This window comes from Arcticibacter sp. MXS-1, from assembly GCF_041902385.1.
GTDB lineage: Bacteria > Bacteroidota > Bacteroidia > Sphingobacteriales > Sphingobacteriaceae > Arcticibacter.
The window spans coordinates 2,355,259-2,375,457 of record NZ_CP169244.1 but is presented as its reverse complement, the minus strand read 5'-3'; the positions used below and the strand labels follow the sequence as shown (position 1 = coordinate 2,375,457).

Sequence of the window (20,199 nt, the reverse complement as noted above, 5' to 3'; positions counted from 1 at the left end):
CGCAGCAGGCTCTGACAGCTTCGCTTTTTGAAATCTTTAGTTTTTATAAAGGATAACTTTCTTTATACTTGTTACCATAAGAAATACAGTTGCACATACTATGCTTCTCGCGCATAGTAAACTTGAATTTATGAAACGACGTTTTGCTACCTCTACTGTTCTTTCCGCATTTATTCTTATTGGATCTGCGACCTGTTCTTTCGCTCAAGACAGCACGGCCAGGAGGGCACAGCCTGCTTCTGCAGCACCTGTTGCCAGAACACCAGTCGACCCTTCACTGCAGGGACAGTACAAAGATATGCTGATGAGGTCCCGCACGCAGGAAGGATACAAACTTGTGAACCCTTACAGGCTCACGACCTTGTGGAATAACACCATGGACACCCTAAGGGCAGAAAGGAAAAAGCGGATAGAAGCAGAAGGGAAATATACGAGGTCTATCCACTCTGTTAACGCCATGCGCGACAGCTTATCGCAGAATCAGGAAAGCCTTGACCAGTCACAGGCAATGGTAAACAGCATCTCTTTGCTTGGCATTCCGGTCGAAAAGACGCTATATAATTCCATCATGTGGGGAATTGTAATCATTCTCGCGCTCGCGCTTACCGTCGTGCTGATATTATCCGGCAAATATCGAAAAGAAGCAGCCTACAGGGTAAAGCTGTTTGAAGAGCTTTCTGCCGAGTTCCAGACCTACAAGAGTAAAGCGAACGAGCGGGAAAAGAAACTGGCAAGAGAATTACAGGATGAACGAAATAAGCTCGACGACCTGCAGAATAATAAATAGCGTGCAAATCCGGCCATCCTATATCAGATAAACTAACAATGTTGGACTAGCCCTAAACCGAAGAGGCGTTCAACCGATCGCGTACTCCTTTATTAGAGAAGAGGAAAGATCCGAATGAGGAGCTATTCAAGGGCGATATGCACACATGAAGTTAGAGTATTTATTCAAGATAGTACTGCTTACGAAAAAAGCCCGGAGAGTATGAAACTAACCGGGCTTTTATCTTTCAAATAATCTCAGCAATTACACCTTGATCTCAACTTCAACACCACTTGGCAGTTCAAGCTTCATCAGGGCATCTACAGTCTTTGAATTAGAGCTGTAAATGTCGAGAAGTCTCTTGTAAGCACATAACTGAAACTGCTCGCGTGCTTTCTTGTTAACGTGGGGTGAACGTAGTACTGTGAAGATCTTCTTCTCTGTTGGCAGAGGAATAGGACCACTTACTACTGCACCGGTAGGTTTTACCGTTTTAACGATCTTCTCAGCTGATTTGTCAACCAGATTGTAATCGTAAGATTTTAATTTGATTCTGATTCTTTGGCTCATTGTGTTTTTGTTTATTAATACCGCTGTAAGAGCTATTAATTACAGCAGCGTTTTCCTTTAAAAGCAGAAAGTCTTCGTTCGTTTTTAATCCGACTTTAAACTTTCTGCTCTATCCTTTAAATTTACTACGTCCAGCGTTTTCAGCCTCTTGCTTTCAGCCTTTAGCTTTTTGTTTCAGCCTTCAGCTTTAAGCTTACTGCTTTCCGCTTTCAGCTCTCGCTTACGCGTTTACTGATTTACCTTTTGACTTGGCAATTACCTCGTCCTGTACATTCTTAGGAGCCGGTTCATAGTGATCGAACTCCATCGTAGAAGTAGCACGTCCTGATGTGATGGTACGCAATTGTGTTACGTAACCGAACATTTCGGAAAGAGGAACCATTGCCTTGATCACCTGTGAACCAGCACGGGTATCCATACCCTGAAGCTGACCACGACGACGGTTAAGGTCACCCATCACGTCACCCATGTTTTCCTCAGGAGTCAATACTTCAATCTTCATGATCGGCTCCATCAGCACCGGCTTAGCTTTTGGTAAAGCTTCGCGGAACGCTGTACGAGCTGCGATTTCAAACGATAGGGAGTCAGAGTCGACCGGGTGGAATGAACCATCGATCAGACGAACCTTCATGTCGGTAACAGGGAAACCTGCTAATACACCGTTTGACATTGCAGCTTCAAAACCTTTCTGAACTGAAGGAATGTATTCGCGAGGAATAGCACCACCCACAATTTCATTTTCGAACTGAAGACCAGACTTGCCTTCGTCAACAGGAGAGATAACAACCTGGATATCGGCGAACTTACCACGACCACCGGTCTGCTTCTTGTAAGTTTCGCGATGCTGTATAGTTCCTGTGATCGCTTCCTTGTAAGCAACCTGAGGCGCACCCTGGTTTACTTCAACTTTGAACTCGCGTTTCAGACGGTCCATGATGATATCAAGGTGAAGCTCACCCATACCTTCAATAACGGTCTGGCCAGTATCTTCGTCAGTCTTCACACGGAAAGTAGGATCCTCTTCTGCAAGCTTACCAAGAGCAAGACCAAGTTTATCAACGTCAGCCTGAGTTTTAGGCTCAATAGCAAGACCGATAACCGGCTCAGGGAACTTCATTGATTCCAGAACGATCGGCGCCTTTTCATCACAAAGCGTATCACCTGTTCTGATATCCTTAAATCCAACTACAGCAGCAATATCTCCTGCTCCTACGTTAGGAATAGGGTTCTGCTTGTTTGCGTGCATCTGGAAGATACGGGAAATACGTTCCTTGTTTTCAGAACGGGTATTGTAAACGTATGAACCAGCTTCAAGATTTCCTGAATAAACGCGGATAAAGCAAAGACGGCCAACAAAGGGGTCAGTAGCGATCTTAAATGCAAGAGCTGCAAAAGGCTCCTTAACATCAGGATGACGTACAACTTCTTCCTCAGTGTTCGGGTTGGTACCTTTGATAGCTTCCTGATCAAGAGGTGAAGGAAGTAATTCCATCACATAGTCCAGCATAGTCTGAACGCCCTTGTTCTTGAAAGATGAACCACAAGTCATAGGAACGATCTTGCCGGCAAGAGTTGCCTGACGTAATGCATCTAAAACTTCACGCTCAGTGATTTGAGAAGGATCATCAAAGAACTTCTCCATTAATGTATCGTCAAACTCAGCTACCGCTTCAAGAAGCTTTTCTCTCCACTCGTTAGCTTCGTCCACCATATCATCCGGAATAGGCACTTCAGTAAAGGTCATCCCTTTATCGTGCTCATTCCATACGATTCCGCGGAAGTTCACCAGGTCTACCACTCCCTTAAATGAATCTTCAGCACCGATAGGTAACTGCAGAGGAATAGCGTTAGAACCAAGCATTTCTCTCACCTGCTTTACAACCTTCAGGAAGTCTGCACCAGAACGGTCCATCTTGTTCACGAATCCGATACGGGATACGTTATAGTTGTTTGCCAGGCGCCAGTTGGTTTCAGACTGAGGCTCAACACCGTCTACTGCAGAGAAAAGGAACACCAGTCCGTCAAGTACACGGAGTGAACGGTTCACCTCTACTGTAAAGTCAACGTGTCCCGGAGTATCGATCACGTTCACCTGGTATTTGTTGTTTCTGTAGTTCCAGAATACGGTAGTAGCTGCAGACGTGATGGTAATACCACGCTCTTGCTCCTGCGCCATCCAGTCCATCGTAGCAGCACCTTCGTGCACTTCTCCGATCTTATGACTAACCCCTGCATAATACAGGATACGCTCAGTCGTAGTGGTCTTCCCAGCGTCGATGTGAGCTGCGATACCAATATTTCTTGTATATTTTAGATCTCTTGCCATCTTATTTTCTGATTACTCTGATTATTTCTGATTTCACTGATTAAGAAAAGATTACACCAATCGTTAATTATAAACTAAATCAGTGTAATCAATTTTAAATCTTTGTAATCTTATGATTAAAAACGGAAGTGTGAAAACGCCTTGTTAGCTTCAGCCATCTTGTGCGTATCTTCCTTCTTCTTCACGGCAGCACCTTCACCCTTAGATGCAGAGATGATTTCTGCAGCTAATTTTTCCATCATCGTCTTTTCACCACGTCTGCGAGCATACAGGATCAACCATTTCATACCTAAAGCGATCTTGCGCTCAGGACGAACCTCAGTAGGTACCTGGAAGTTAGCACCGCCCACACGGCGTGATTTTACTTCAACAGCTGGCATTACATTATTAAGCGCTTTTTTCCACTGGTCCAGGCCGCTTTCGCTGGTTCTTTTTTCAACCAGTTCTACTGCATCATAGAAAATAGAATAAGCAACTGATTTCTTTCCGTCGTACATCATGTTGTTTACGAAACGGGTTACCATCACGTCATTGAACTTCGGATCAGGCAGGATAATTCTCTTTTTTGGTTTTGACTTTCTCATTTCTGTTATCCTCCTTTACTTATTTCTTTTTACCCTTTGCAGGAGCAGCCGCAGCTTGTCCTGGTTTAGGACGTTTAGTACCATATTTAGAACGACGCTGATTCCTTCCATTTACGCCTGAAGTATCCAGTGCACCACGGATGATGTGATAACGTACACCTGGTAAGTCCTTCACACGACCACCGCGGATCAATACGATTGAGTGCTCCTGTAAGTTGTGACCTTCTCCCGGAATGTAAGCGTTCACCTCTTTTCCGTTTGTTAAACGTACACGGGCAACTTTACGCATTGCTGAGTTTGGTTTCTTAGGGGTAGTGGTGTATACACGGGTACACACGCCTCTTCGCTGTGGACAGCTGTCCAACGCTGGGGATTTACTCTTGTCCTCCAGAGCTACTCTACCTTTCCTAACTAATTGTTGAATAGTAGGCATTTACGTTTTTTAATGTTTAATAATAATTTGCTTTTATACTATTGTCCTAAAAAGGAACGCAAAGGTAGTAAGTTATTTGTGATAATCAATGGGTTGAAGAAAAAAATCAGACCACAAAAGAGAGGTTAAAACAAAAAGGAGGCTGGCATCAACTGCACAGCCTCCTTTAAACGGGAGATTTCTTAAAACCCCTCTATACTCTTGCACAACGTCGATCAGAGCGGTGCGTACGTTACAGTTTCGGATCCTTCATCTCTTATATCTTTTGGCACACCTATCTGGACCTTCTGCCCGGCAGGTAGATCTGGAAACCAAAACCTAGTCCAAGTCCTGATATTCCGGCACCCTGATTGATATCAGCTTTCGTATAATTATATCCTAGTGTTGCTTCAAGCGCCACACTCGGTGTAATAAAGTGAGTATATCCCCCGCTAATGCCGAGGAGTAAGGATACCGGCTCATCATCATCACTATCTTTCATATGACTGCCCGCTATTCCCACGTTACCTTCAGCAAACCATCTGCTGGTTGGCGTTGCCCCTTCAGGAAAATAATAGCGGATAAGCGGAGCAACACCATACTCAAAGGTACTTCCGCCATCATACGCATCAAGTCCCAGCGTTATCCCTGCACCTACCGCAATATTGTCACTAACAAAATACGCGGCCTTAGGCGTCAGGGTGAGATTGAAGTTCTCCGACTCGAAATTGTAATTGGAAGACCCCAGTCCTGCACCCACCATCCAGTTTCCCCGGCTGATCGCTGTTGCCTGCGAGGGAGACGACGTCTGAGGAGTAGTTACCTGAGATAATACAGGCCCTGTCGCGAGGGCCACCATGACCATTGATAAAAAAATGTTTTTCATAGCAAATGTTTTTAGTAGATGTTAATGCAACACTGCTATGAAAGGATTGTTCCTGGAGATTCAAATTAGCTGGCAGAGGTCAGGCGGATAAATATATCTTCGAAGCTCATGCCCGGGAAACTGTCGTGCAGTCCGGACACGGTATCGTCTGCTACGATTTTACCCTTGTTGATGATAACAGCCCGGTCACACACTGCCTCGGCTTCCTGCATAATATGAGTAGAAAGAATGATGGTACGGGTCTTCCCCAGCTCTTTGATCAAGGCACGGATCTCGATAAGCTGGTTCGGATCGAGCCCAGAGGTCGGTTCGTCCAGGATCAAAACCGCCGGGTCGTGCAGGATGACCTGTGCAATTCCCACCCGCTGCCTGTATCCTTTTGATAAGGCGCCCACCTTTTTGTGCTGCTCCGCTCCCAGTCCGGTAAGTGCGATGACCTCCTCTATCCGCTGCTTTCTGTTCCCAATCTTATGTACGTCGGCAATAAAACCAAGAGACTCCTTTACATACATATCCAGATATAAGGGGTTGTGTTCCGGCAGATAGCCCAGATTTTGCCGAACCGCCACGGGGTCTTCGCTTACATCAAATCCGGCGACACGTGCACTGCCTGAGGATGGAGGAATGAAACAGGACAAAACCTTCATTGTTGTGGATTTCCCTGCTCCGTTGGGACCAAGAAATCCCAGCACTTGTCCTTTTTCTGCACTGAACGAGATCTCGTCCACCGCCCGCTGCTCCCCGTATATTTTTGTAAGTCGATTGACCTCTATGCTCATGATTTAGCTCTTAGCCGTCCGCGTTAGTTTTAGCATTCCTAACACTCCCAAAAATGCAAATGTTTTATCTGTGCTGCAAGCGCTTTTTGTCAGCCTTCAATTAGGGGTCAGCTATCGGCTATTGGCTGTTGGCTTTTAGCTTTTGGCGTTTCGTTTTCCGCTTGAGCTCCCGTAGGTCCGAGCTGATAGCAGATGGCTAATGGCCGACTGCTGATAGCTAAGGGCTGATAACCGACTGCTGACGGCCACCATCTCAACTTCCGCATAAGAAAACTAACAGCTTATAGCTAATAGCTAACCGCTGAATTATATATTTGCAAGATCATGAGTAAAAATAACGACGAACTTTTCAAAAACGTTATCTCCCATGCCAAAGAGTATGGATTTGTTTTCCAGTCTAGCGAAATTTACGATGGCCTTAGTGCTGTCTACGACTACGGACAGAACGGCTCAGAGCTCAAGAATAACATCAAAACATATTGGTGGAAGTCAATGGTTCAAATGCATGAAAATATTGTAGGTATAGACGCCGCAATATTTATGCATCCTACAACATGGAAAGCTTCCGGTCACGTTGACGGGTTTAACGACCCCATGATCGACAACAAAGACTCCAAGAAAAGATACCGGGCAGACCAGCTGATCGAAGACAAGATCGCGAGGTATGAGAAGGACGGCAAGACAGAAAAAGCCGGGCAGCTTCAGGCAGCAATGGATGAAGCGCTGAAGGCAGATAACCTGACCGCTCTTCGCGATCTGATTGTCGAGCATGAAATTGCATGTCCGGTTTCAGGAACGCGTAACTGGACCGATGTTCGTCAGTTCAACCTCATGTTCTCCACCCAGATGGGAGCCGTTGCAGACGACGCCGATGTCATTTACCTCAGGCCTGAAACAGCACAGGGTATCTTCGTCAATTATCTGAATGTCCAGAAGACAGGCAGAATGAAAATCCCCTTCGGAATCGCACAAATTGGAAAGGCTTTCCGTAATGAAGTGATTGCACGTCAGTTTATCATGCGGATGCGCGAGTTTGAACAAATGGAAATGCAGTTCTTCGTTCGTCCCGGCTCTGAAATGGAGTGGTACGAATACTGGAAGCAAACACGCCTTTCCTGGCACAAGGCGCTAGGCACTGCGCCTGAGAAATATCGGTTCCACGATCATACCAAGCTGGCACACTATGCAAATGCAGCTGTCGACATTGAGTTTGAGTTTCCCTTTGGTTTCAAAGAAGTAGAAGGCATTCACAGCCGCACCGACTTCGACCTGAGTCAGCACCAGAAATTCTCAGGCAAGAAAATACAATATTTCGATCCGGAGATCAATCAGAACTATGTTCCCTACGTAATCGAAACATCGATCGGTCTCGACCGGATGTTCCTGCTTACCCTGATCAACGCTTACGAAGAACAGGACCTGAGCGAAGGCGACAAGAAGGACAGCCGTGTAGTCCTCAAGCTGCACCCCTGCCTTGCTCCTGTAAAAGCAGCCATCCTTCCGCTCACCAAGAAAGACGGCTTGCCTGAGAAAGCAAGAGAAATAATGGACAGGCTTCAGCTAGATCACAACCTGGTTTACGAAGAAAAAGACTCGATCGGCAAACGCTACCGCCGTCAGGATGCCATCGGAACTCCTTTCTGCATCACGGTTGACCATCAATCGCTTGAAGACAATACCGTCACCATCCGCCATCGAGACACGATGGAGCAGGAACGTGTGGCAATTGAACAACTCGACCGCATCATTGGCGACCTGGTAAGCTGGAAGAACGTCCTGAAAAAATAACAAACGTATAAGCGGCCTGCCTCACAGACAGGCCGCTTATACGTTCCCCCTAGTCAGCCAGTAAGCTCACACAATCCTTCCCCAGGGCCTCTACACGACCTTTCATTCCATTCCTCAAATTCTGATCCTTCAGAGCCTCATAGCATCTGTTTAAGGCAGCGGCCACCTGTTCGTTCGGGTCGCAGGCGAGTGCCTTTTCAAGTAAGGGGACCGCTTTTCGCAGGCAGGACTTATACGCGGCCACATGGGTGTCAAACTTGGCCTTGTTCTGCTTTGACGCGTTGATAACGGGGACAAGTCTGTTAGCCGTCGCCAGATACAAATAACCTGAGGCAAGATACGGCACATAATAGTGCGGCTCCAGCTTAATCACTTTACTGTAATAGCTTAATGACTTCTCGCTTTCGTTCTTTCCCTCATACAGTCGCGCCACTTCATTGAAGAATACCGCCTTTTTAAGGCGAGGAAGAGAATCAGCGCGGGGTTCAATGGACTGTGCCGCTTCCAGCGCTTTTTCCGCGTTTCCAACAGAACAAAGCATCTTAAATTCATTGTAATCCGCTTCAACTGACTGCGCTGCAGCGCAAGTCGAAACCAGGATAAGGCAGGCAGATAAGGTTTTTTTCATCATTTAGAATTAGGTCATCAAGATACAAACTAAACGGAATAAAAAGAGCTTCAGATGACAAACAAGGGCGTTAATCCTTTGACTTTCAATGAAACCTTCGTATCTTTGTGAACGTAAAAACTACCAAACAAATATCTATCGAAGAAACGCTACTTAACATCAACTGAGGGAAAACATGAGAAAAAGGATCTTGAGGGGAACAGCTTATGTATTATTAGCGTTAAGTATTCCTGCATTAAACTGGTCGTTGAAGGACGATAGCTCTGCTGTTGTGGCTAAGACCATAAGAGACACATCATTAATTTCAGATTCTGCCATTACGGTAAAAGAAGTTTCTGCAGCAGAGGCGTATGTTGACTATGTGAAAAACATTTATTCTTCTGCAGCTCTTGCCAGTTCGGGACTTGACTTCGACGTATTTAGAAAAGCAGTAACAGGATATCTGAACTTCCGTACAACGGGACTCGTATCGACAGATAAGCAGGTAATCTCCATCGTAGACTTTACCCAGCCCAGCACTAAAAAGCGGCTCTGGATAGTAGATCTCCTGAATAAAAAACTTCTTTTCAATACACTCGTAGCACACGGACAGGGTAGCGGGGACAACTATGCAACAAGTTTTTCTAACACCTCCGAATCACACCAGAGCAGCCTCGGCTTTTATATTACAAGCAACACTTATCAGGGGAAACACGGACTGTCGTTAAAGCTGAATGGGATGGATAAGGGGTATAACACCAACGCGCTCAGCCGCGCAGTAGTAGTTCACGGTGCAGAGTATGTAAGCCAGGACTTTGTCAATCAACACGGGCGGCTCGGCAGAAGCTACGGATGTCCGGCAGTTCCTGTAGAGCTTACACCGGCCATCATCAATACCATTAAAGGAAGAACCGCCCTGTTCATCAACGGCCCTTCTGCAACCAAGTACGCTTCGAGCTATCTTAACGAAGAATCTGCAGCGAGCCAGTTCGGCAGCCGTCAGCTGCTGGCAGGAAGCTAAAACGAATTTTTGAGTCGTGGGTTGTAAGTTGCAAGTAATGAGTTGTGCGTGACGAGTTGTACGTTGTAAGCTTTGAACGATGATCTGTTGGGCTGTAATTGATGAGTTGTGGTTCTGAGCTCTGATTATTTGTAAGATAAGGAAGTGAGTTGCGCGTGACGAGGTTGTACGTTGTGAGCTTTGAGCGATGATCTGTCGGCTTGTAATTGATGAGTTGAGGTTCTGATCTCTGATTTGTAAGATAAGTTATAACGAGCCCGACAGCACATCACTTAACACATAACCTGCTCTACGCAACGCTTAACTCGCATCCCACAATTAGCAGCTCACAAGGCCGACAATTCACAACTTACAACTTACAACTTACAACTCACAACTCACAGCCCACAACCCATTACCTTTTCGCCCTTTCATATTGGACCGGCCAGCTAATGTCGGCGCCCAGTGCTTTTGCTGCATGCAGCGGAAAATAAGGATCGCGGAGCATTTCGCGGGCAAGCAATATCAGATCAGCCCGTCCCGAGCCAAGTATATTTTCTGCCTGTTGCGGCTCGGTGATAATACCTACCGCTCCCGTCATGATCGCGGCCTCTTTTCTCACTTTTTCGGCAAATTCCACCTGATAATCAGGACCAGCAGGAATCTTGACGTTAGGAATATTGCCTCCTGAAGAACAGTCAATTAAATCTACACCCTTTTCCTTCAGCACCTTGGCCAGCTTTACTGAATCGCCTGCTGTCCATCCACCCTCCACCCAGTCGGTGGAAGATATCCGGACAAAGAGGGGCAGCTCAGGAGGCCACGCTTGTCTTACAGCCTCTGTCACCTCGAGAAGAAGCCGTATGCGGTTGTCAAACGAGCCGCCATAGCCGTCGGTCCGGAAGTTCGACAAGGGCGAGAGGAACTCATGAAGCAAATAGCCATGCGCTGCATGGATCTCCAGCACCTTGAAGCCCGCCTTCACGGCTCTGAAAGCCGCAGCATGAAAGCTGATGATCACCTTTTCAATATCTTCCGGAGTAAGGGCATGCGGGAGTCTGTCGCCCTCCGAAAAGGGCAGCGCACTTGGCGCAACGGTTTGCCAGCCGCCTTCCTCCGCACTTAAATAACGATCGCCATTCCAGGGAGAACTTTTACTGGCCTTCCTGCCCGCATGCGCAAGCTGTATACCTGCCACGCTTCCCTGAGAATGAATAAAATCAACCGCACGCTTTAAAGGCCCGATATGCTCCTCCTTCCATATGCCAAGGTCGGATGGCGTGATCCGTCCTTCAGGTGCAACCGCAGTCGCCTCCACGATCACTAAGCCCGCACCACCTACTGCGCGGCTTCCCAAATGAACAAAATGCCAGTCGTTCAGAAAACCATCTTCTGCTGAATACTGGCACATAGGTGATACCGCAATTCTGTTTTTAAGTTCAACCTCTCTGATCCTGAGAGGCGTAAAAAGATGTGCCATATACTTTTTCTTGAAAGTCTATTTGTTTTTAAATGGCCAGGAAGAACACTCAATCAACTTTCATACCCATTTGAGAGCGTAGCTCATGAGTGTTTTTCTTGAAAGTGCATTTGTTTTTGTTGCCACAAAGAACACTCAATCAACTTTCATACCCGTTTGTGCATGGAGCTCATGAAGGTCTTCCTGTCCGTGAAATTAAAGAATTATAAGGTCTTCACAAGCCGAGTTGCCGCAATATTCATTCCGCAGCTTGAAAATCGCGATCATTCTACCATATTTGCACAAAGGACATTAGATTGTGCGAAAGATATTATTGAGCATACTGGATCAGACTCCGGTAAGCAAGGGAGCATGTGCAGAACAGGCATTGAAAGAATCGGTTATTTTGGCCAAACGAGCGGACGAGCTGGGCTATACCAGATACTGGCTCTCTGAGCACCATAATACGGGCAGCCTTGCCGGATCTGCCCCTGAGCTGTTGATTGCTCACATCGGAAGCAAGACCCATCGTATCAGACTTGGGTCGGGAGGTATCATGCTGCCGAACCATAGCGCTCTAAAAGTGGCCGAGAACTTCCGCACACTTGAAGTTTTATTTCCGGGGAGGATCGATCTGGGGATTGGGAGAGCGCCAGGGGGCGACCGGCTTGCTGCTACACTGCTGAACCCGTCGAACAACTTCCACGAGGAAGGGTTCATCCGCCAGCTGATCGATCTTCAGCATTTCCTCGACATTCCAAACGACTATGAAAAGGAAAACTATACGGTGCAGGCCATACCGGGCTGCGACCGGGCTCCCGACCTCTGGCTCCTGAGCTCTAGCGGGCAAAGCGGACTAATTGCTGCACGCTTCGGAATGGCTCTTTCTTTCGCTCATTTTATTAATCCTTCTGCCGGACCTGACGCCGTAAGGCAATATCGGGAACACTTCCGGCCTTCCGAAATATTGCAGGAGCCGAGGGTGAACGTTGCTGTTTTTGTTCTGTGTGCCGACACGCATGAAAAAGCAGCCGAATTAAAAAAGGCGATGGATATTCAGATGCTAATGGCCGATAAAGGAATGCCTGAAGGGATCTCCTCTTACGAGGAAGTGAAACAGTATCCGCTGAGTGAAGCCGACGAGCACCGGATCTCGCTCAACGAAAAGCGAATTATATGGGGAACGCCCGGCAGTGTGAAATCGCAGCTCCTTGATATCGCCGAAGAATATGACACCGACGAAGTTATTGCTGTAACAATTACGCATGCATTCAGTGACCGGCTAAGATCCTATGAGCTCCTGGCGCAGCAGTTTGGTATTGCAAACCAATAAGCAGTCTAAGCGACTGACTCTCCTTCTATTTAACAGGCAAAGGCGTCACTTTGTAACCTGCGTTCCTCAGGAGCGACACAAGGCCTTGCTCACCCAATAGATGCCCCGCGCCGACAGCTACAAAAAGCGAATTGTCTCTCATCATCGCCGGTATCTTTTCCATCCAGTTCCTGTTACGCCTGGTCAGTAAAGCATCCATCTCGTCAGGAGTGAAATCATCATTCTCCTTAAAGTCCCTCTCAAGCGCCTCTATATTCCTCTCCTTATAGTGAACAAAGAGCGTCTTTGACTCCCGAAGCATCTTTTCATTTTCCCTGACGGTCTTTAACAGCAGCTCTTTCTGCCGTTCCATAGGAATATCGAGGAGCACTTTAGCCTGTTCCTCCACCGTTTCGAAAGCCTCAACCTGCTTACCGGTTGCGCGAGCCTCCCTTTGAAAGAACATGTCGAGAGCGGGATTACTGGCAGAGACGTCCTTCGGCGACAAGATGGAAACCAGCGTAAGCTGTACAGCCGACGGTTTCAACTGATTCATCATGGAAAGCGGCATCCCTGCTTTCTTCTTCATGAACGAGTCTACTTCCGCAAACTCTGCTGCGCTGAGGACCTTGTCCAGCGTATTTCCCTTCATCACCATCAGCGGCATGAGCTTCTGAGCCATTTCCATCTCATCGGTCATCACGATCTCCCCTGCAACCGTGCTCACCCCGCGGAACTTCTCCATCACCAGAGGCAAGGTATCAAGGAAGCTCTTCCCTACCAGATGGTAAGTGCCGAAGAGATAAGAGGGCTCCTTCAGGTCCTTTCCCGATATCTCCCAGAGAAGGCTCGACGCCATCTCGCCGGAAGAGTTCTGCTGCGCAAATCCCCTGCCCCCGGTCAGAAAAAGAAGGAACAAAAAAATAAAGGCATGTTTCATAAAGATGTTTTTCATTTATACTCCAAATTTCACCCAGGCCGTCCCTTCCATTCCAAATACAAAATATTTAGGTTGGATAATTTCCGCCAGGATCTCCACGGTATCAACCAGTGCCGGCGAAGGTCTGTTGAAATAGCGATTTCCGTCAGCAAGATAGACCTGGTTGTTTTGCACTGCCTTGAGCTCAGTCCAGCCAGCGAGATTGAAGAGGGCTCCTATCTCGCGTACAGTACGTTCAATGGTGTAGCCGCAAACAGAGATCACAAGGATATCCGGATCCGCCCCTTTCAGCTCATCGAATTCAATTGTACCTGACTCCTCCCCCGCCTTCGATAATACCGGCGTGCCTCCCGCCAGGCTAATCAGCCCGGGAGTCCAGTTCCCGGCAGTCATAAGCGGCGAAAGCCACTCTATACACGCTACCGTGGGGCGGTCTTCCACAAACTGTAATTTGTGCCGGATAATCTCGGTCCGCTCCCGCAGCTCATCCACCAGTTCTTCGCCTCTATCGGCAACGCCGAGCTTCCCGGCAATACCTGAAACACATTCAAAAACTTCCTCCAGAGACGAGGGGTGAATGGAATAAGCTTCTGTCCCGGCAGGGGCGAGCCGGGGCATAAGTCCCTTTAAATCATCAGGACCAACAGCACAAACGGCACATTGGTCCTGAATTAAGATGAGATCCGGAGCAAGGCTCAGAATCTTTTCTTTATCAATTTTATACAAGGAACTTGCGGTTGACACAAGCTCCTTTACTTGTAAATCAGTCTCCTCGCCAGATACGCTTGTATCAAAACGGGGACTGGAACAAACGGGAAGTGCTTTTACGGACTCCGGATAATCGCAGTCATGCGAGCGTCCTGCGAGCACATTCTCCAATCCTAATGCACAAACAATCTCGGTGGCGGCCGGTAAAAGCGATACTACTTTCTTAGATGACATTTATTTTTCCTTGAAATCGTCTTTTTCTTCAAGACCGCGGAAGAACGTTTAATTCACATTCATCCACGTGGGCGAGTGCAGCTGACTAACTTCCATCCGCATCTCTGGGCCCCGGCCCTGAAGATTTTTGTGCAAAGGTAAAAAGATAGCTGAATTAATTTCCGCTGCCCATACCCTGGCCACCCTGACCACTGTCCTGCTTTAAGTCATCATTGTTAACACCGCGCTTCTTCCTTGACTGCTGCGGGTTGAAGTTCATCTTCCCGAAGGAGTAGCTGAAGTTCAGGCCAATTGAGCGGAAAGGAATAGCAAAATCGGTGTTTTGCACCAGTCTTCCTGTATTGATATTAGATCTGAAATGCTTGTTCTCATTAAAAGGATCGATGACATTAATTCCGATCTTCGCCTTTTTATTCATGAACTGCTTGTTAAAAGACAGTACCCACATGTTGAATGAGGGGTTCTTGCCCTGAAAGGTACGACGGGGCGAGTTCAGGATCATAAACGTTTCCGTCACGAAATCAGCAGGCAAATTGAAGCTTCCGCTGATGAATGCCTTGTACTGAGCGTAGGTCTTCGATTCCGCAGCAAAGCTCTGAAAGTTACCCGAGGCGGTAGGCTTGTAAGTAAAGACATCAACGTTTCCTCGCAGCGTCAGATTTTTCACCGGACTCACTGACCCATAAAAACTGGCACCGAAGGAATTATTGTCGCCGGTGTTGTTAAACGTAGTGAGCACAACTTCCCTTCCCTCATAGGTATCGGGCTTCGCAAAGCTCTCGATTATATCGCTGGTATGCCGGTAATATACTGACGTATTGATCATAGATGTGCGGCTAAGCATGGCAGAATAATTCAGCTCAACCGACTGTGTGATCTCAGGAGACAACTGGGGGTTCCCCTGACGCTGAAACTGATCCTGACTGACGTCTCTGAACGGATTGAGGTACTGCAAGCTCGGCCGTTGAATCCGCTTGCTGTAACTTAAACGTAACGACTGAAAGTTCTTAAACGACTTTGATATCGCGAAGCTCGGAATGAAGTTGGTATAATCGTTTGACACTGGCGCAATCCCTGAATTTGCGTTTTCCGACCGCCCGTCAATCTTTGTGTATTCTACTCTTCCTCCAGCCTGCAGCCCTACCGTCTTAGACAGCTGCAAATTCAGCACACTGTATCCCGAATATACATCCTGATTGTAGGTGTACGCATTAGACAGCATACTGTTGAACACAAAGTTCCCGCTTGCATCCGAAGTATAGAAGTTGGAAGGGCTGCTGATATCCCGAAAGATCCCTTTACCTCCTGCCTCAATCTTCACCACCTTACTAACAGGTAAAGTATAGTCGGCCTGTACGGTATATTCATCATTCTTAGCTCTGTTATTTCCAATCTTGTCGATGAAATTGTCGAGCGAATAATAGGTCGAAAGATCCGTCGTATTCTTGCTATGACTCCACTGGCCGGCTAATGACAGCTCGTGCCCCTGCTTGTTGAACTTGTGAGTATAATCCGCGTTCCAGTCATAGCCCCCAAACTTCGTTTTATTATAATTTTCCAGACTGTATTGATCTTGCTGGACAAGGGCAATGTTACTGGTATTGATTGAATGGCCTTCTGTTTTAAAGCGGCCCTGATTTAGCCGGATACTTGTCGAGAGACTGTTGAAGTCGTTAAAATCATAACTAATATTTCCAGAAGCCATATACCCATAACGGCTGGTGCGGTTATCACCCACCTGCACCTGATTTTTTTGCTCAGCAGGAGTAAAGCTGTTGTAGAAACTGTTGGTTGTCTGCGGCCAGCCTCCATTTCCACCGAAGTTTGCAGAAATACTGAGCTTATTCTTGTTGATGTTGATATTGGCATTCCCATTGTTCTGACGGGTGCCTATACCTCCGCTCACCGATCCGCTCACCCCGCTCATTTCTCTTTTCTTGGTGATGATGTTGATGATCCCTCCGGTTCCTTCGGCATCATACTTGGCAGAGGGGCTTGTGATCACTTCCACATTTTTAATCTGATCAGCCGGAAGCATCTTCATTGCATCTGCAACATTTGCTGCCACTGCTCCCGTCGGCTTCCCATTGATCAGGATCCGGACGTTCTGGCTTCCGCGAAGCGATACGTTTCCGTCCTGGTCAACAGAAACCATAGGGACTTTCCGCAGCACGTCACCTGCATTACCGCCTGACACGGTTGCGTCTTTCTCGGCATTGTAGACTACTTTGTCTACCCGATTCTCTACAACCGGCACTTCGCCTGTCACGGCAACCTCGTTCAGCATCTTTGCCGAAGGACTGAGTATGACACGGTTTAGATGAACATCCGACTTTTCCGCACTGCTTGTTACCTGAAGCACCTTGGTCTGATATCCCATAAAAGAAATTGCAAGTTTATAACTCCCGGGCAGCACATTGTCTATTTTAAAAGCCCCCTTGCCATCAGTAAGGCCACCGTTGGTGCTTTTTGCTGCGCCCGTCTTTGTTAAGGTCACCGTAGCGTACTCCACCGGTTTCCGGGTTAAGGAGTCAATAACCAGGCCCGAGATCTTCCCGCCCGCAGGCATACCACCGCCTGCCGGTGCCTGCGCAAACACAACGCTGCCCATTAGCAGAGCAGCCATCTGAGAATAGAAATATTTCATTTGTTAGTGAGTATTTAACGTTTAGTTGTAAAGATGTCTTGTTTTGTTACAGGTAAATGCAAAATTAAAGCACTCTTCCAGCCCCAAAGGGCCAAAAGAGTGCTCCTTATTTATGCTGCAGCAAGCTGCGCGGCTTGCCTAAATGACAATATTGACAATGCGTCCCTTTACGACAATAACCTTTTTAGGTGTCTTTCCGTCGAGGTACTTCTGCACATCGGCATTCTCCAGAACGAACTTCTCAACCTCAGCCGCTTCCATCGCCAGCGATATGTTTAAATTCATTCTCATCTTGCCATTGACTGAGATTGGGTAGGCGAACTCATCTTCTACCAGATAATCCGGATTAAACTTCGGATACGAAGCAAAAGAAAGAGAACCCGATTCATGTCCAAGCAAGCTCCAAAGCTCTTCGGTGATGTGAGGCGCATAAGGGGCCAGCACCACAACCAGGGCTTCCAGGATGCTCCTCTTGTTGCACTTCAGATCCGTCAGTTCGTTCACGCAGATCATAAAGCTCGACACTGATGTATTGAAAGAAAAGCGCTCGATATCTTCCTCCACCTTCCGGATGATCTTATGAAGCGATTTTAGCTCTGCCTTTGTGGGCTCTTCTTCCGACACAGCAAATTCAAGCTGCTCGTTGTGGAACAGTTTCCAGAATTTACGCAGGAACTTAAATACGCCCTCAATTCCGTTGGTATTCCAGGGCTTGCTCTGCTCAAGCGGACCAAGGAACATCTCGTAGAGCCGTAATGTGTCCGCTCCGTAACGTTCAATGATGTCGTCAGGGTTCACTACGTTGAACTTCGACTTCGACATCTTCTCTACCTCTACACCACAGATATACTTGCCGTTTTCAAGAATAAACTCGGCATTCTCGAATTCTGGTCTGAATTTGCGGAACCTCTCAAGGTCGAGCACCTCGTTCTCGACGATATTCACGTCGACATGAATTGGAGAGGTCTTATACTGATCCTTCAGTCCGTGGGAAACGAAAACGTGCGTCCCAATGCCTTCTTCGTTGATCACGCGGTAAACGAAGTTAGAACGTCCCTGGATCATCCCCTGATTGATCAGTTTCTTAAAAGGCTCTTCTTCAAAGACGTAACCCATATCTTTCAGGAACTTGTTCCAGAAGCGGCTGTAAAGGAGGTGTCCGGTTGCATGCTCAGAACCGCCGATATACAGGTCAACATCTTTCCAGTATTCAATTGCGCGTTTAGGCGCAAAAACGTCTTCCCCCGTTCCTGAGGCGATGCCATATAGCGGTACCAGTACCAGCTGGAACCCGCCCAGCCCGGCATTGTGCTCAATTCATAATGCAGCTCCCCTCTATATTTCCAGTCATGTGCTCTTCCCAGCGGAGGATCTCCTGCTTCCGTTGGCAGGTACTTATCTACCTCAGGCAGTACCAGAGGCAGTTCGCTTTCCTCTATAAGATAGGGCAATCCATCCTTGAAGTAGACCGGAACCGGCTCTCCCCAATAGCGCTGGCGCCCGAAAATTGCATCTCTCATCCTGTACTGAACCTTTGCCTTCCCGGCACCCAGTTCTTCCAGCTTGGCTATCAATGCAGGGATAGCTTCCTTATAGCTAAGTCCGTTGATGAAGCCTGAATTGACATACTTCCCTTCTTTAGTGGCATCCGCAGCTGTTTCAATGTCCTGCTGAGCATCAAGCACCTGAACTATCGGCAAGTTAAAGTGCCGGGCGAAGAGCCAGTCGCGCTGATCTCCGGAAGGCACCGCCATAACGGCTCCTGTTCCATATCCTGCGAGGACGTAGTCGGCAATCCATACAGGGATTCTCTCACCGCTCAGAGGGTTCAGCGCATAGCTGCCTGTAAAGGCGCCCGATACCGTCTTGGTATCGGCCATTCTGTCCAGCTCCGTCTTCTTCTTCGTCTGAGCTATATAATTTTCAATCTCTTCCTTTTGAGTGGCGGTGGTAAGCTGCGTAACAAGTTCATGTTCGGGAGCTACGACAAGGAAGGTGACGCCAAAAATGGTGTCGACACGGGTAGTGAACACCTCAATCTCGCCCGGACCGTTTTCCAGTTTGAACTTGACAGAGGCTCCTGTACTCTTTCCGATCCAGTTTCGCTGCATTTCTTTCAGCGGTTCAGGCCAGTCGATCGTGTCGAGTCCCTGTAGCAGGCGGTCTGCATAGGCTGTGATCCTCATGCTCCACTGCATCATCTTTTTCTGTTCAACCGGATAGCCTCCCCGCTCTGACACACCCTCTTTTACTTCGTCGTTCGCCAGTACCGTTCCAAGTGCGGCACACCAGTTTACGGTACTTTCTTTTAAATAAGTCAGCCGGTATTTTAACAGTTCCTCCTGCTGTTCTGCCTGGGGCATTGCCTTCCACTCAGCTGCAGTAAAACTTTTTACATCCTCGTCACATACCGCCTTCAGCCCCGCAGATCCTTCAGCTTCAAAATGGGCGACGAGCGCATCGATGGGCTCTGCCTTGTCAGCGGCCACGTCATACCAGGAATTGAATAATTTCATGAAGATCCACTGCGTCCACTTATAATATGACGGATCGCTCGTACGAACCTCACGGCTCCAGTCAAACGAAAAGCCGATCTGATCGAGCTGACGACGATAAGTGGCTATATTTTTCTCAGTGGTAATTGCGGGATGCTGCCCCGTCTGAATAGCGTATTGCTCAGCTGGAAGACCAAATGAATCGTAGCCCATCGGATGAAGCACGTTGAACCCCTTCAGCCTCTTATAGCGCGAAAATATATCGGATGCAATGTACCCGAGCGGGTGTCCTACGTGCAAGCCCGCACCCGAAGGATAAGGAAACATGTCAAGCACATAATACTTAGGCTTATCGGAGCTGTTGTCAACTTTGTAAGTTTGGTTCTCTGCCCAGAACTGCTGCCATTTTTTCTCGATGTCTCTAAACTGGTAATCCATGCTGCGAAAATAGCAATTTGAGCGTGAAAGTTGCAGACGAGATCAGCAAGTTAGCGACTTAAAACCTCGCTGGCAGGCATTTTTTATACCCCTGTAAAACGAAAAGGGCTTCGAAGCGGCGGCAGTCCATCAGAATGGCATCTACCCAAAGCCCCATCCAAAGCTGTACCCTAACTACCCCTAAGCCTGTGCAAGCCGGTGCCTGGCTTCTCTGCTCGTTGCATATGACTTTCCCTGACCCCGGGGTG

The 20,199-nt window shown here is 47.6% G+C and carries 15 protein-coding genes and 1 pseudogene; 4 read left to right on the top strand and 12 right to left on the bottom strand.

Going from position 1 to position 20,199, the window contains the following annotated elements; genetic code table 11:
• The first annotated feature begins 130 nt into the window (after positions 1 to 130).
• Positions 131 to 787: a hypothetical protein gene (locus tag ACES2C_RS10270; protein ID WP_374166845.1), complete on the top strand. Its 657-nt coding sequence runs from the start codon at positions 131 to 133 to the stop codon at positions 785 to 787.
• 243 nt (positions 788 to 1,030) lie between these two features.
• Here ACES2C_RS10270 and rpsJ read toward each other — a convergent pair whose 3' ends face one another.
• The 6 genes from rpsJ to ACES2C_RS10240 form a co-directional block, all read right to left on the bottom strand.
• Positions 1,031 to 1,336, bottom strand: coding sequence for a 30S ribosomal protein S10 (gene rpsJ / locus ACES2C_RS10265; protein ID WP_008244591.1), 306 nt, complete (start codon positions 1,334 to 1,336; stop codon positions 1,031 to 1,033).
• A gap of 220 nt (positions 1,337 to 1,556) precedes the next feature.
• Positions 1,557 to 3,662: an elongation factor G gene (gene fusA, locus ACES2C_RS10260; protein ID WP_374166844.1), complete on the bottom strand. Its 2,106-nt coding sequence runs from the start codon at positions 3,660 to 3,662 to the stop codon at positions 1,557 to 1,559.
• 116 nt (positions 3,663 to 3,778) lie between these two features.
• Positions 3,779 to 4,246, bottom strand: coding sequence for a 30S ribosomal protein S7 (gene rpsG / locus ACES2C_RS10255; RefSeq protein ID WP_374166843.1), 468 nt, complete (start codon positions 4,244 to 4,246; stop codon positions 3,779 to 3,781).
• 19 nt (positions 4,247 to 4,265) lie between these two features.
• Positions 4,266 to 4,679, bottom strand: coding sequence for a 30S ribosomal protein S12 (gene rpsL, locus ACES2C_RS10250; RefSeq protein WP_128769576.1), 414 nt, complete (start codon positions 4,677 to 4,679; stop codon positions 4,266 to 4,268).
• A 274-nt stretch (positions 4,680 to 4,953) separates the two neighbouring features.
• Entirely contained in the window at positions 4,954 to 5,544 is a 591-nt protein-coding gene (locus ACES2C_RS10245) for a hypothetical protein (protein ID WP_374166842.1), read from the bottom strand.
• Positions 5,545 to 5,609: 65 nt separating this feature from the next.
• Complete coding sequence (locus ACES2C_RS10240; RefSeq protein WP_374166841.1) at positions 5,610 to 6,323, bottom strand: ATP-binding cassette domain-containing protein; 714 nt, start codon at positions 6,321 to 6,323, stop codon at positions 5,610 to 5,612.
• 324 nt (positions 6,324 to 6,647) lie between these two features.
• On the opposite strand from ACES2C_RS10240, the gene ACES2C_RS10235 reads away from it, so the two are divergent.
• Positions 6,648 to 8,111, top strand: coding sequence for a glycine--tRNA ligase (locus ACES2C_RS10235; protein ID WP_374166840.1), 1,464 nt, complete (start codon positions 6,648 to 6,650; stop codon positions 8,109 to 8,111).
• 49 nt (positions 8,112 to 8,160) lie between these two features.
• Here the strand turns inward: ACES2C_RS10235 and ACES2C_RS10230 are convergent, their stop codons facing one another.
• On the bottom strand, positions 8,161 to 8,742 hold the full coding sequence (locus ACES2C_RS10230; RefSeq protein WP_374166839.1) for a tetratricopeptide repeat protein: 582 nt from the start codon (positions 8,740 to 8,742) through the stop codon (positions 8,161 to 8,163).
• Positions 8,743 to 8,914: 172 nt separating this feature from the next.
• Here ACES2C_RS10230 and ACES2C_RS10225 point away from each other — a divergent pair, with 172 nt between their 5' ends.
• Positions 8,915 to 9,739 (top strand): murein L,D-transpeptidase catalytic domain family protein, encoded by an 825-nt coding sequence (locus ACES2C_RS10225; protein ID WP_374166838.1) that lies wholly within the window; start codon positions 8,915 to 8,917, stop codon positions 9,737 to 9,739.
• Positions 9,740 to 10,133: 394 nt separating this feature from the next.
• Here ACES2C_RS10225 and namA read toward each other — a convergent pair whose 3' ends face one another.
• Positions 10,134 to 11,198 (bottom strand): NADPH dehydrogenase NamA, encoded by a 1,065-nt coding sequence (gene namA, locus ACES2C_RS10220; protein ID WP_374166837.1) that lies wholly within the window; start codon positions 11,196 to 11,198, stop codon positions 10,134 to 10,136.
• Positions 11,199 to 11,496: 298 nt separating this feature from the next.
• Between namA and ACES2C_RS10215 the strand changes: the two genes are divergently transcribed.
• Positions 11,497 to 12,510, top strand: a complete 1,014-nt coding sequence (locus tag ACES2C_RS10215; RefSeq protein WP_374166836.1) for an LLM class flavin-dependent oxidoreductase — start codon at positions 11,497 to 11,499, stop codon at positions 12,508 to 12,510.
• A 25-nt stretch (positions 12,511 to 12,535) separates the two neighbouring features.
• Here ACES2C_RS10215 and ACES2C_RS10210 read toward each other — a convergent pair whose 3' ends face one another.
• The 4 genes and pseudogenes from ACES2C_RS10210 to leuS all read right to left on the bottom strand — a co-directional run bounded on the left by ACES2C_RS10210 (position 12,536) and on the right by leuS (position 19,951).
• Complete coding sequence (locus ACES2C_RS10210; protein ID WP_374166835.1) at positions 12,536 to 13,444, bottom strand: TraB/GumN family protein; 909 nt, start codon at positions 13,442 to 13,444, stop codon at positions 12,536 to 12,538.
• Entirely contained in the window at positions 13,445 to 14,371 is a 927-nt protein-coding gene (locus tag ACES2C_RS10205) for a cobalamin-binding protein (protein WP_374166834.1), read from the bottom strand.
• Positions 14,372 to 14,525: 154 nt separating this feature from the next.
• Entirely contained in the window at positions 14,526 to 17,018 is a 2,493-nt protein-coding gene (locus ACES2C_RS10200; RefSeq protein WP_374166833.1) for a TonB-dependent receptor domain-containing protein, read from the bottom strand.
• A gap of 138 nt (positions 17,019 to 17,156) precedes the next feature.
• Positions 17,157 to 19,951 (bottom strand): annotated as a pseudogene (gene leuS, locus ACES2C_RS10195) (leucine--tRNA ligase).
• Positions 19,952 to 20,199: the final 248 nt, after the last annotated feature.

Bases quoted from the DNA above. Each gene is read 5' to 3' on its own strand.
- ACES2C_RS10230 (WP_374166839.1), bottom strand. From the start codon at position 8,742: ATGATGAAAAAAACCTTATCTGCCTGCCTTATCCTGGTTTCGACTTGC.
- ACES2C_RS10240 (WP_374166841.1), bottom strand. From the start codon at position 6,323: ATGAGCATAGAGGTCAATCGACTTACAAAAATATACGGGGAGCAGCGG.
- ACES2C_RS10235 (WP_374166840.1), top strand. From the start codon at position 6,648: ATGAGTAAAAATAACGACGAACTTTTCAAAAACGTTATCTCCCATGCC.
- namA (WP_374166837.1), bottom strand. From the start codon at position 11,198: ATGGCACATCTTTTTACGCCTCTCAGGATCAGAGAGGTTGAACTTAAA.
- rpsL (WP_128769576.1), bottom strand. From the start codon at position 4,679: ATGCCTACTATTCAACAATTAGTTAGGAAAGGTAGAGTAGCTCTGGAG.
- rpsG (WP_374166843.1), bottom strand. From the start codon at position 4,246: ATGAGAAAGTCAAAACCAAAAAAGAGAATTATCCTGCCTGATCCGAAG.
- ACES2C_RS10200 (WP_374166833.1), bottom strand. From the start codon at position 17,018: ATGAAATATTTCTATTCTCAGATGGCTGCTCTGCTAATGGGCAGCGTT.
- ACES2C_RS10210 (WP_374166835.1), bottom strand. From the start codon at position 13,444: ATGAAAAACATCTTTATGAAACATGCCTTTATTTTTTTGTTCCTTCTT.
- fusA (WP_374166844.1), bottom strand. From the start codon at position 3,662: ATGGCAAGAGATCTAAAATATACAAGAAATATTGGTATCGCAGCTCAC.
- ACES2C_RS10205 (WP_374166834.1), bottom strand. From the start codon at position 14,371: ATGTCATCTAAGAAAGTAGTATCGCTTTTACCGGCCGCCACCGAGATT.
- ACES2C_RS10270 (WP_374166845.1), top strand. From the start codon at position 131: ATGAAACGACGTTTTGCTACCTCTACTGTTCTTTCCGCATTTATTCTT.
- ACES2C_RS10245 (WP_374166842.1), bottom strand. From the start codon at position 5,544: ATGAAAAACATTTTTTTATCAATGGTCATGGTGGCCCTCGCGACAGGG.
- ACES2C_RS10225 (WP_374166838.1), top strand. From the start codon at position 8,915: ATGAGAAAAAGGATCTTGAGGGGAACAGCTTATGTATTATTAGCGTTA.
- rpsJ (WP_008244591.1), bottom strand. From the start codon at position 1,336: ATGAGCCAAAGAATCAGAATCAAATTAAAATCTTACGATTACAATCTG.